Source organism: Pseudomonas defluvii (genome assembly GCF_001695625.1).
Taxonomy (GTDB): Bacteria; Pseudomonadota; Gammaproteobacteria; order Pseudomonadales; family Pseudomonadaceae; genus Aquipseudomonas; species Aquipseudomonas defluvii.
Genome location: NZ_MBPN01000141.1, coordinates 1 through 10,076 on the forward strand (window position 1 = coordinate 1; position 10,076 = coordinate 10,076).

Here is a 10,076-nt window from a genome sequence, read left to right on the forward strand (position 1 = left end):
GCACCCGAACAATTTTCCGGTCGGCAAAGCGGTTAGTACGGTGTTCGCCAAGTCGCAACTGGTCATCCGTCGCAGCAGCGAAGACACCTGGGAACTGCTGATTCGTCGCAGTTTCTCCGATTACTGGTGGCTGTGGTTGCAGGACGCAGCGAACGAGTTCGGTCTAAACGTTATAGAGTGATGGTTTCGTGGATTAACGTCGCTCCTGCAGGGCATTTCAAAATCCCTGCAGGAGGGCGTTTATCTGAAAAAGCTACACCATCGTAGTACTTCGATCTTGAGAGGCTTATGCGGTTCTACTCTCCAAAAACTGGGCTTGCAGCGCTACGTGGTTTTGATCTATCGGCCGACGCGATCACGATACTGCCAACAGCTGCCGACTATCGACGTTGTCTGCTTGAACATATTGCCTCTGCTCAGCAACGCATCTACATCACCGCCTTGTACCTGCAGCAGGACGAGTCCGGTCAGGAAATCATCGACGCCCTCTATCAAGCCAAGGCGGCCCGTCCAACGCTGGATATCGTTGTGGTGGTCGACTGGTTTCGTGCGCAGCGGGGGTTGCTCGGGGCAGGCAAGCAACCAGGCAACGCGGCCTGGTACCGCGCCGAACGAATGCGTCGCGAGGTGGACGTGCCGGTCTATGGCGTGCCCATACAAACCCGAGAAATCTTCGGTGTGCTGCATTTGAAAGGCAGCATCATCGATGACTGCGTGATCTACAGCGGTGCCAGTATCAGTAACGTCTACTTGCACAAGTTCGACAAGTACCGCCTGGATCGCTATCACGTACTCCGCAACAAACCGCTGGCCGACTCAGTGCAGACGTTGATTCAAAACGCCTTGCTGGGCTCCAGAGCGACGCATCGACTGGATGTGCCCGCGCCACCCAGATCGCGCACTTTGCACCGGGCCATCAGGGCATTTCGGAGTCGCCTCAAGCGTGCCGCCTATGATACGTCGGCAGGGAGCAGCGAGCATGGTGGGCTGCGGGTGATTCCGCTGCTGGGTGTTGGCAGGAACAACCCCCTGAACCGAGCCCTGTGCCAATTGGTGGCCACCAGCCAAAAGCGCCTCACACTCTGTACGCCTTATTTCAACCTTGCGCCGGTGCTGACGCGCGAAATCGAACGTGCGCTCAAGCGTGGTGTCACCATTGACATCATCATCGGCGACAAGACCGCCAATGATTTTTTTGTCCCACCCGAAGAGCCGTTCACGTTGAGCGCTGCGCTGCCTTACTTTTACGAAAGCAAACTGCGTGGTTTCGCCCGCAAGCATCATGAGGCCATTGCCCGTCATCAGTTGAATCTGCAATTGTGGAAAGACGGCAATCACAGTTTTCACTTGAAAGGGGTGTGGGTAGACCAACGCTATACCCTCTTGACCGGCAATAACCTGAACCCCCGTGGGTTCCGGCTGGACCTGGAAAATGCCTTGCTTATCGACGACCCCAAGGCTGAATGGGCCATGCAGCGTGATGAAGAGCTTGCACAGCTCTCACGCCATACCACACGGGTTGATAGCTACTCGGCATTGGACTCCCTCACCGATTATCCGCCGAAGGTGCGTACGTTGTTGCGGCGAGTCAGGTATGCCCGGATTGGACGGTTGTTGTATGGCATGCTTTGAACGTCGGCCCCAACCCATCGGTTCGCACATGTACAGCCACATCGCGTGCCGTTGATGTGGCTGCAGCATGTCCGCCTGGGTTATGGCGCGATCACAATCGGCGTGCCGTTCGGTACCCGTGACCAGATCTCCCGCACTTCTTCGTTGGTGACGGCGATGCAGCCGTTGGTCCAGTCCCAGCGTCGATGCCACTCGCCGATCCCGCCCCAGCCATTGAGCAGGCCGTGGATCATGATGTTGCCACCCGGCTCGACATTGGCCGCGGCAGCCCGTTGCTTGTCTTCGGCATTCGGATAGGAAATGTGCAGGCTCAGGTGGGCAATCGATTGTTCGTTGCGCCAGTCGATGGTGTAGCGGCCTTCAGGGGTGCGCTCGTCGCCTTCGGCCTGCTTGTGGCCGACCGGGTTCTTGCCCAGGGAAATGTTGTATTCCTTGAGCACCACGCCGTCTTTGAGCAACTGCATGCGTTTTTGCGCCTTGTAGACCATCAGGGTGTCGGCCTGCTCGCTTGCTGTCGCCATGTCAGGCGCAGTGCCGGAGCCGTAGCGCATGGCGTAGCGGGTGTAACCGTAGGCCGCCACCGCCAGCACACTGACAACGACAAGGCTTTTCAACAGCAGGGAACGCATGGGGTAAACACTCCGTGTGAAGCATCCTGAGATGCTGGCTCCATGGGCCACGGGTGTTGCACAGGTACCCTGGCCCTGACCGGTTGATTCCGGCCGGGGCGCATTCTGCCGAGGGTTGGGCCGTGACGCAAACCTGTGGCCGCTGCACGGCCCCCGGCTCGCGACTCAGCGCTTGCCGAAGATCTTGCCGAGCATCTCGGGCGCTGGTGCACCTTGTTGCTGCTGCAGTTGCTGATTGTCGTCGAGGTAGAAAATCGCCGGGGTGGCTGACAGCCCCAGTTCATCCATCAGGGCCATGTTGGCGTCGAGCTTGGCCTGTACCTCGGCCGGGATGCTCGGTAGCCCTTTGAGGGTGCTGGCCTTGCCGGCCTTTTCATGTTGCTGCAGGGCGCTTTGTGGGTCTTTGCTGGCCAGCAGTGCCGCCGATTTCGCCGGGCTGTCTTCGCGGATGATGCCGACCATGATGTGCCGCAACTGCACCTTGCCGGATTCGACCCACGGCCGCGCCTGCTGCCAGAACAGGTTGCAGTAGGGGCAGTTGGGGTCGCTGAACATGTAGACAATACGCGGGGCATCGGCCTTGCCATCGGCGATCCAGCTGGCTTTGTCCAGTTTTGCCCAGATCGCTTTGGCCATCGGTGCGTAGACCAGCTTTTCCAGCGGCTCCAGGCTCAGGTCCTTGCCTTGCTCATCGAACAGGCTACCGACCAGCACATGCTTGCCATCGGGCGTCAGGTACAGAGCCATACCGCGGTTCTGGTACTCGGCGGCGAAACCCCGCATGCCATTGGGCGCGTCGAATTCACCTTTGATGGTTGCGCCTTTGGCCTCGATCTTCTGAATGGCCATGGGCAGTGTTTCGGCATGCACGGCATGCACGGCATACGTCGGCAGCAAGCCGAGCCCCAGGGCCAGGCTGAAGGCGAGTGTGGCAGGCATCTTCATGGTGTGTTCCTTGTTAAAGCAGTGGAGGCGGCGTTGGCGCGCTCAAAGGATTCCAGGGCGTGGCTCAGGCTGGCCCTGGACAGTTCGCCCAGGTGGCTACCGTGCAGGCGGCCGTCGGCGGTGTAGAACAACGTGGTGGGCAGCGCCATGGAGCCCACTTGCTGGCCCAACTGACCGCCTGAATCGAACAGTACATGGGACAGGTTCAGGCCAGTGGTTGCCAGAAAGTTACTCACGGTTTGTGGCGACTCCCCTTGGTTGACGAACAGAAACAGTACGTCCTGACGTTCTTGCTGGGCGTGTTGCAACACCGGCATTTCCCGTCGGCAGGGCGGACACCAGGTGGCCCAGAGGTTGATCACCAGCGGTTGCCCACGGTAATCGTTCAGCGCCACCGCACGGCCTTGTGCATCGCGCAGGCTGATGGGCGGTAATTGCGTGTTCTGTTCATACAGGTGGCTGGCGAGGCTGGTCAGTGCCCAGAACAATCCGCCACTCAACAGCCCCCAAGCCAGTGGCGTGCGCAGCCGTGGCTGTCGCCAACCTTTCCAGAGCGCGCCCAGCAGCACCGCGACAATCGCTGGCCAGAGCAGAAAGCCGCCATCGCGAATATCGACGATTTGCAGTGGGTCTTCCTGGTAGATCGACCAGTAGTGAATGACAAATGCCAAGCGTGCTACCAGTACACCCAGCAAAAACAGGTTGAACAGCGTTGACTCGGGGTTGTCGCCGTTGCGTCGTGCTACCCGCCAGCCGACCAGGGTGGCGATGGCCAGTGCGCCGAACAGCAGCAGGTGCTCGAGGCCAACAGCCAGTGGCCCGATATTCACAGTCAGCATCAGCCTTGGCTCCGGGTTTCAGACCAGTGTTGCAGGAAGTTCAGCGCATCGATTTCACCGGTGATGCGCCGTGCCCGGCGTTCGTCGCCCTCGGGGCCGATCCAGATCAGGCTGGGTGGGCCAGGTACCGCATAGCGCTTGAGCAGTTCACGGCTGGGCGGGGCGTCGGCGGTAACGTCCAGGCGCAGCAAGCGTACGCCGTTCAGCGCTGCCAGCACATCGTCGCGTGCGAACACCTGTTTCTCCATGACCTTGCACGACACGCACCAGTCAGCGTAGTAGTCCAGCAGTACCCATTGCCCTTGTGCGGTGGCGGCGTCCAGCTCTCGCTGCAGGCTCGCCGGGTCGCTGACGGTGGTGAAGGCATCGGCGCGGGTTGCCTGGGCTTCAGCGTTGCTGGCACCGGTATAAGGCTCCAGTGGTCGCCAGGGATCGCTGCCACCGGCTGCTGCACCGACCACCATAAGGCTGCCCCACAGCCCGAACAGCAGTGCCAATGCCTGTAGCGGGCGTTGGGCCTGCAAGGTTGTCCAGGCGGCCCAGCCCAGGGCGATCAGCCAGGCACCGGCCAGGCCCAGCCACAGCGTCGGGTCCAGCACGGCCCGCAGGGTGTAGAGCGCCATGGCCAGGAACACAAAGCCGAAGAACCCTTTCACCCGCTCCATCCAGGCGCCTGGTCGCGGCAGGTAGCGGTTACCCAGGGTGACCAGCAACAGCAAGGGCAGGCCCATGCCAAGGCCGAGGGCAAACAGCACCAGGGCGCCCTGCACGGCATTGCCGCTTTGCGCGATGTAGAGCAATGCGCCGGCCAGCGGTGCGGTCATGCACGGCCCCATCAACAGGCCCGACAGGGCGCCCAGCAACGCAGCACCATAGAGGTTGCCGCCACGGGTGTTATGCCCGGCCCGTTCAAGGCGATCTCGTAGCCAGGTGGGTAACTGCAACTCGAAGGCGCCAAACATTGGCAAGGCCAGCACCACGAACAGGGCTGCCAGGCTGCCGAGCAGCCAGGGTTGTTGCAGCCACGCCTGCAGGTTGGCACCCAGCAGGGCAGCGATCACACCCAGGCCGGCGTACACCAGGGCCATGCTCAGCACATACACCGCCGCCAATGCCCAGCCACGGCGAGCGCTGGCGCCGTTACCCAGCACCAATCCGGCGAGGATCGGCAGCATGGGCAGGGAGCAGGGGGTAAACGCCAGCAGTACGCCCAAGCTAAGAAAGGCCAGCAGGCTCCAGAACAGCGTACCGTGTTGCAGGTCGCCGGCCAGGGCCTGGTCGCTTGCCTGTTCGCGCCCTCGGTCAACGGCATCGGCAGGGGTGAGGGCCACCGTAGAGGTTTGCGGTGGGTAGCACAGGCCGGCGTCGGCGCAGCCTTGCCAGCCGACGCGCAGTTGGCCACTGGCATGGGCTGGCAAGATCAGTTCAAGTTCACCTCGGTACACCGGGCTTTCACCGAAGAACTCGTCTGTGTGGGTTTGTGCCGCGGGCAGCGCGGGGTGTTGTTCAGTGGGCAAGCCATCGAATTTCAGGCGCTTTTGATACAGGTAATAACCGTCGGTGATCTGCCAGTGCAGGCGCGTCTGGCCAGAGTCGAGCCGTTCGCTGCTGAACACGAAGGCTTTGTCGACCGCCAGGAAGTCCGGTTGAGCGAACGGCTTGGCGAAAGGTTGGGCCAGGCTCAGGTTGCTGAACAGTACCAACAGGGTCATCAGAAAAACGCGCATATCAGGTCCTTGTCAGCGCTATCACTCATTCAGCTTGCCGCCGGGTGATTAACCCAAAGTTAACCGGCTGCAGAAACGGCCGTCGCCCGATACGCGACGGGTCGAGGCTGACGCGGCATAATCCTCGGTTAATCCGCCTGCCCTTCAATGGGCTTTTTATGATCGAGACTGACCATGCATGTATTGCTTTGCGAGGATGATGACCTGATCGCCAGCGGTATCGTCGCCGGGCTTGGCGCTCAAGGCCTGACGGTCGACCGCGTAGCCAGCGCGGCTGCGGCCCAGGCCATGCTCAAGGCCGCCAGCTTCGATGTCATGGTCCTCGATCTGGGCCTGCCCGATGAAGATGGGTTGAAACTACTGCGCCGTCTGCGTCAGCAGGGTGAGACCTTGCCGGTGTTGATCCTCACCGCACGGGACGCGGTCAGCGACCGGGTCGATGGTCTGCAGGCCGGCTCCGATGACTACCTGCTCAAACCCTTCGACCTGCGTGAGCTTGCCGCACGCCTGCATACGTTGATGCGGCGGATGGCGGGGCGTGCGGTGAACATCATCGAGCACGGCCCCTTGAGTTACGACCCGAGCAGCCGCGAAGCCCGCCTGGGCGGGCAGCCGGTGGACCTGTCCCGGCGTGAGCAGGCCTTGCTCCATGCCCTGTTGCATAACCGTGGCCGTGTCTTGTCCAGCGAACAACTCAAGGACAGCGTCTACGGGTTCGGCGATGAAGTCGAGAGCAATGCGTTGAACGTGCATATCCACCACCTGCGGCGAAAACTGGGCAGCGGCATTGTCGAAACCGTACGTGGGCTGGGCTATCGCCTGGGGCCCGCCCAACTGCCTGAAGAGGCGGCGCGATGAGCCTGCGTTTACGCCTTAGCCTGATTCTCGGCACGGCATTTGTCGTGATCTGGGCGTTTGCTGCTGCCTGGATGCTGCGCGACCTGCGCCAGCAAATGATGTTTTCCCTTGATCAGCGGCTAGTCGCTTCGGCGCGAATGGTGGCCGGCCTGATCGACCAGTTGCCGCAACCGTTGACCAGCAAGGGCGAGGGCACGCAGCTGAGCGCGGACCAACTGAGTGTCCCCGATGGCATGGCCTGTCAGGTCAGTTCCCTGCGTGGTGAGATCCTGGCGCGCAACCACAGCCACGGCGAGCAACCTCTGGATGACGACCGGGTCGGCTTTCATGATCAGATGATCGACGGCGCATCCTGGCGCAGCTTTACCTTTGCCCGTGGCGATGTACGTATTACCACCGCGGACCGTCATCAAGAGCGTGAAGCCTTGAATCGCTCGATCCTGCTGGCCGCGTCGGCACCGGTGCTGGTGGCCTTGTTCGGCACCCTGGGCTTGCTCTGGCTGGGCTTGGGCAGGGGCTTGGCGCCGCTGAACCGCATGCGTGATGCCTTGCGTAAACGCAGCCCCGATTCACTTGAGCCGCTGCAGCTACGGGCCATGCCCAGTGAGCTGCAACCGTTGCTGGAAACCCAGAACCAGCTGTTTCTGCGCATTGGCCAGACCCTCGAACGCGAGCGCAGGCTGACCGACGATGCCGCCCATGAACTGCGCAGCCCGCTGACAGCGATCAAGACCCACTTGCAGGTCGCGCGGATGACCGATGGTGCGGTCCGTGAGCAAGCGCTGGAACATGCCGAGCAGGGCGCCGATCGCATGCACCGTACCTTGGAGCAATTGCTGCTGCTGGCGCGGGTCGAGGGCAGTCTGTCGTTCGACGATGGCGTGCAATGCAACGCCGAACATGTCGCACGGCAGGCGATTCAGGACATCGGCCAGGAGGGCGCCAGGCGTATTGCGCTGCACCTGGCCCCAGGAGCGGGCGAGTTATACCTGGACATGCCATCGCCCCTGGCGGTCGCGGCATTGCGCAACCTGCTGGAAAATGCGCTGCGCCACACCGTTGGCAGTGCGCCGGTGGAGTTGCAGGTGCAAGTGGACGGTGAGCGTGTCGGTTTCAGGGTGCGGGACCACGGGCCGGGTATTCCGGCACAGCACCTGGAGTACCTGACCCAGCGCTTCTGGCGCACTGGCCAGAGCGATGGTTGTGGCTTGGGCCTGGCGATTGTTCAGGCGATTGTCCAGCGTTGTGCCGGCTCGTTGGATTTCGACAGCCGCAGTGATGGTTTGCGGGTGTTGTTGCAGATTCCCCGCCGCGTGTAAGCGGTGATAGCATGCGCGCCCCATGACTATCCAAGACTTCCACCAGCGGCTAGCCGCCCTTGGCGCCAAGCCCGTGCATATCGGGCGTATCACCCGTGCCTGGCTGCGCGGCGCGCCGCTCGACACGGGCACCCGTCGCCAGAAAACCGAAGACTTCCTGCCCTTGAGCGTGCGGCAGGCACTGCCACAGCTGAGCGCCGAGCTCGATGGCCTGGCGCGGCTCAGTGCCGAGCACCCCGGTGGCGATGGTTCGGCGCGCCTGCTGGTGGAGCTGGCCGACCGACAGCAGGTGGAAAGCGTATTACTGCCACGCGGTGGTTTGTGCGTGTCCAGCCAGGTGGGCTGCGCGGTGGGTTGCGTATTTTGCATGACCGGTAAAAGCGGCCTGTTGCGGCAATTGAGCACCGCCGAGATCCTGGCGCAGGTGGCACTGGCCCGGCGTTACCGTGCAGTCAAGAAAGTGGTTTTCATGGGCATGGGCGAACCCGCCCATAACCTCGACAACGTGCTGCAGGCTATCGACCTGCTGGGAACTGAAGGCGGTATCGGCCAGCGTAACCTGGTGTTCTCCACCGTGGGCGACCTGCGCGTGTTTGAGCGCCTGCCGCAACAGCAGGTCAAGCCGGCGTTGGCGTTGTCGCTGCACACCACCAATGCGGCGCTGCGCCAGCAGTTGCTGCCCCGCGCGCCGCGAATCGACCCAGAAGAACTGGTCGAGTTGGGCGAAGCCTATGCGCGGCAAATCGATTACCCGATTCAGTACCAGTGGACGTTGCTCAAAGGCATCAACGACAGCCAGGAAGAAATGGACGGGATTCTGCGCTTGCTCAAAGGCAAGTACGCGATCATGAACGTGATCCCCTACAACAGCCTGGAAGCCGATGAGTTCCAGCGGCCTGACGCGGACCGCATCGAGCAGATCATGCGCTACCTGCACAGCAATGGCGTGTTGACCAAAGTACGCAACTCGGCGGGGCAGGACATTGACGGTGGTTGCGGCCAGTTGCGGGCACGGGCGGCGGACCTGATGCAGCGCAAGCGTGCGCATGCATCACCGTCGCTGCTGCTTGCTGGTGAGCGATAGTGAAAATTCGCTGTTTCAAGTAGGACATTTCCCAAGCATACTTTTCCGGCGTTTTTGTCGTTGTGCCTGTCATTGGTGCGGACTAGTCTTGCCGAGTCGTTGCCCATTCAACGACCGGATTTAGCAGTCCGAACATGAAGTCAGGCGCAACACGCCTCCATAGTCATTGCAACGCTTACGTCTGCGATGCTGCTCTATGGCGGCTGTGCGTGGGGCACCCTCGGGTGCGCCGGGTACCTGACTTCCCGGTCTGCTAACCCGCGTACAGCTGCCACCTAACTCGTTTAGCAGCGATTCGTGGCAGCTCCACTGAAAGTCAGGAGTTGCGCCATGATCAAGCTCACGCCCGATCCCCCCGTATTGCGTGTTCGTCAGGACCTTCCTTCAGAGGTCGCCTTGCTGCATGCCTACAAACACCTTGCATGTGCAGTTGCGGCCACGCGACAAGCCCTTGAGCACAGTGGCTCGCGGGCCGAGGTATTGATTCAAGGCGTCTTCCACCAGGTTGAAGTGGCTAAAGAGCTGGTTGAGGTTTCGCTGAAAAATCTCCGGCATTAGCGTAATGCTGTCAGGAGGCTGCACTCTCTGGGCTTGCCTGCGATAGTCTCAACACGGTGCCAGTGAGCACGCGGCGTCTGCATCGTTGGCAAGCCAACTCCTACAGGTGGTAGCAGGCTTGCCTGCGATAGTCTCGACTCGGTGTCAGTGAGTCCGCGGCGTCTGCATCGTTGGCAAGCCAACGCCCACAGGGGTAGGAGCGGGCTTGCCCGCGATAGTCTCGATACGGTGCCAGTGAGTCCGCGGCGCCCGCATCGCAGGCGAGCCTGCCTCCCACAAAAAGTGCACAAGATTACTAGATCCTCGAGTGCTTTTTACGGCCCTTTCGATCAATTTCGGAAGCGTCCTACATCCATCCCGTGGCTTGATTTGTTAGCGTCCGTGCCTCGCAGCAGCCACCGGGGGACCAGGGATGTTCTCAGCCGCCAATCACGCGCACTTCAGCCTGACGATCGATGACCTTCAGCACGACCTTCAGGTGCTGT

The 10,076-nt window shown here is 61.4% G+C and carries 10 protein-coding genes; 6 read left to right on the forward strand and 4 right to left on the reverse strand.

From position 1 onward, the window contains the following. Both EKA13_RS24160 and pssA read left to right on the forward strand, forming a co-directional pair. On the forward strand, positions 1–181 hold a 181-nt coding region (locus EKA13_RS24160), incomplete at its 5' end, for a sarcosine oxidase subunit gamma family protein (RefSeq protein ID WP_218060855.1). Positions 182–288: 107 nt separating this feature from the next. Beyond that, positions 289–1,632, forward strand: a complete 1,344-nt coding sequence (pssA, locus tag EKA13_RS24165) for a CDP-diacylglycerol--serine O-phosphatidyltransferase (RefSeq protein WP_065761680.1) — start codon at positions 289–291, stop codon at positions 1,630–1,632. Between the two features lie 80 nt (positions 1,633–1,712). On the opposite strand, the gene EKA13_RS24170 is transcribed toward pssA, so the two are convergent. The 4 genes from EKA13_RS24170 to dsbD form a co-directional block, all read right to left on the reverse strand. Continuing rightward, positions 1,713–2,261, reverse strand: a complete 549-nt coding sequence (locus tag EKA13_RS24170) for a L,D-transpeptidase family protein (RefSeq protein ID WP_176717477.1) — start codon at positions 2,259–2,261, stop codon at positions 1,713–1,715. Positions 2,262–2,426: 165 nt separating this feature from the next. After that, positions 2,427–3,206, reverse strand: a complete 780-nt coding sequence (dsbG, locus tag EKA13_RS24175) for a thiol:disulfide interchange protein DsbG (protein ID WP_100250161.1) — start codon at positions 3,204–3,206, stop codon at positions 2,427–2,429. Beyond that, positions 3,203–4,045, reverse strand: coding sequence for a TlpA disulfide reductase family protein (locus EKA13_RS24180; RefSeq protein ID WP_065761681.1), 843 nt, complete (start codon positions 4,043–4,045; stop codon positions 3,203–3,205). Before EKA13_RS24180 ends, dsbG begins: the two co-directional genes overlap by 4 nt. After that, positions 4,045–5,757, reverse strand: a complete 1,713-nt coding sequence (dsbD, locus tag EKA13_RS24185) for a protein-disulfide reductase DsbD (RefSeq protein WP_083199900.1) — start codon at positions 5,755–5,757, stop codon at positions 4,045–4,047. The genes EKA13_RS24180 and dsbD overlap by 1 nt, the downstream gene beginning before the upstream one ends. 189 nt (positions 5,758–5,946) lie before the next feature. Here dsbD and EKA13_RS24190 point away from each other — a divergent pair, with 189 nt between their 5' ends. The 4 genes from EKA13_RS24190 (at position 5,947) to EKA13_RS24205 (ending at position 9,591) form a co-directional block, all read left to right on the forward strand. Then, complete coding sequence (locus EKA13_RS24190; protein ID WP_065761683.1) at positions 5,947–6,630, forward strand: response regulator; 684 nt, start codon at positions 5,947–5,949, stop codon at positions 6,628–6,630. Beyond that, on the forward strand, positions 6,627–7,949 hold the full coding sequence (locus tag EKA13_RS24195; protein ID WP_065761684.1) for an ATP-binding protein: 1,323 nt from the start codon (positions 6,627–6,629) through the stop codon (positions 7,947–7,949). Before EKA13_RS24190 ends, EKA13_RS24195 begins: the two co-directional genes overlap by 4 nt. A gap of 22 nt (positions 7,950–7,971) precedes the next feature. Then, on the forward strand, positions 7,972–9,033 hold the full coding sequence (locus EKA13_RS24200) for an RNA methyltransferase (protein ID WP_065761685.1): 1,062 nt from the start codon (positions 7,972–7,974) through the stop codon (positions 9,031–9,033). Between the two features lie 330 nt (positions 9,034–9,363). After that, positions 9,364–9,591 (forward strand): hypothetical protein, encoded by a 228-nt coding sequence (locus EKA13_RS24205; protein ID WP_065761686.1) that lies wholly within the window; start codon positions 9,364–9,366, stop codon positions 9,589–9,591. Positions 9,592–10,076: the final 485 nt, after the last annotated feature.

Coding starts and splice junctions, on each gene's coding strand:
- EKA13_RS24170 (WP_176717477.1), bottom strand. CDS start 2,261: ATGCGTTCCCTGCTGTTGAAAAGCCTTGTCGTTGTCAGTGTGCTGGCG.
- dsbG (WP_100250161.1), bottom strand. CDS start 3,206: ATGAAGATGCCTGCCACACTCGCCTTCAGCCTGGCCCTGGGGCTCGGC.
- pssA (WP_065761680.1), top strand. CDS start 289: ATGCGGTTCTACTCTCCAAAAACTGGGCTTGCAGCGCTACGTGGTTTT.
- dsbD (WP_083199900.1), bottom strand. CDS start 5,757: ATGACCCTGTTGGTACTGTTCAGCAACCTGAGCCTGGCCCAACCTTTC.
- EKA13_RS24205 (WP_065761686.1), top strand. CDS start 9,364: ATGATCAAGCTCACGCCCGATCCCCCCGTATTGCGTGTTCGTCAGGAC.
- EKA13_RS24180 (WP_065761681.1), bottom strand. CDS start 4,045: ATGCTGACTGTGAATATCGGGCCACTGGCTGTTGGCCTCGAGCACCTG.
- EKA13_RS24200 (WP_065761685.1), top strand. CDS start 7,972: ATGACTATCCAAGACTTCCACCAGCGGCTAGCCGCCCTTGGCGCCAAG.
- EKA13_RS24195 (WP_065761684.1), top strand. CDS start 6,627: ATGAGCCTGCGTTTACGCCTTAGCCTGATTCTCGGCACGGCATTTGTC.
- EKA13_RS24190 (WP_065761683.1), top strand. CDS start 5,947: ATGCATGTATTGCTTTGCGAGGATGATGACCTGATCGCCAGCGGTATC.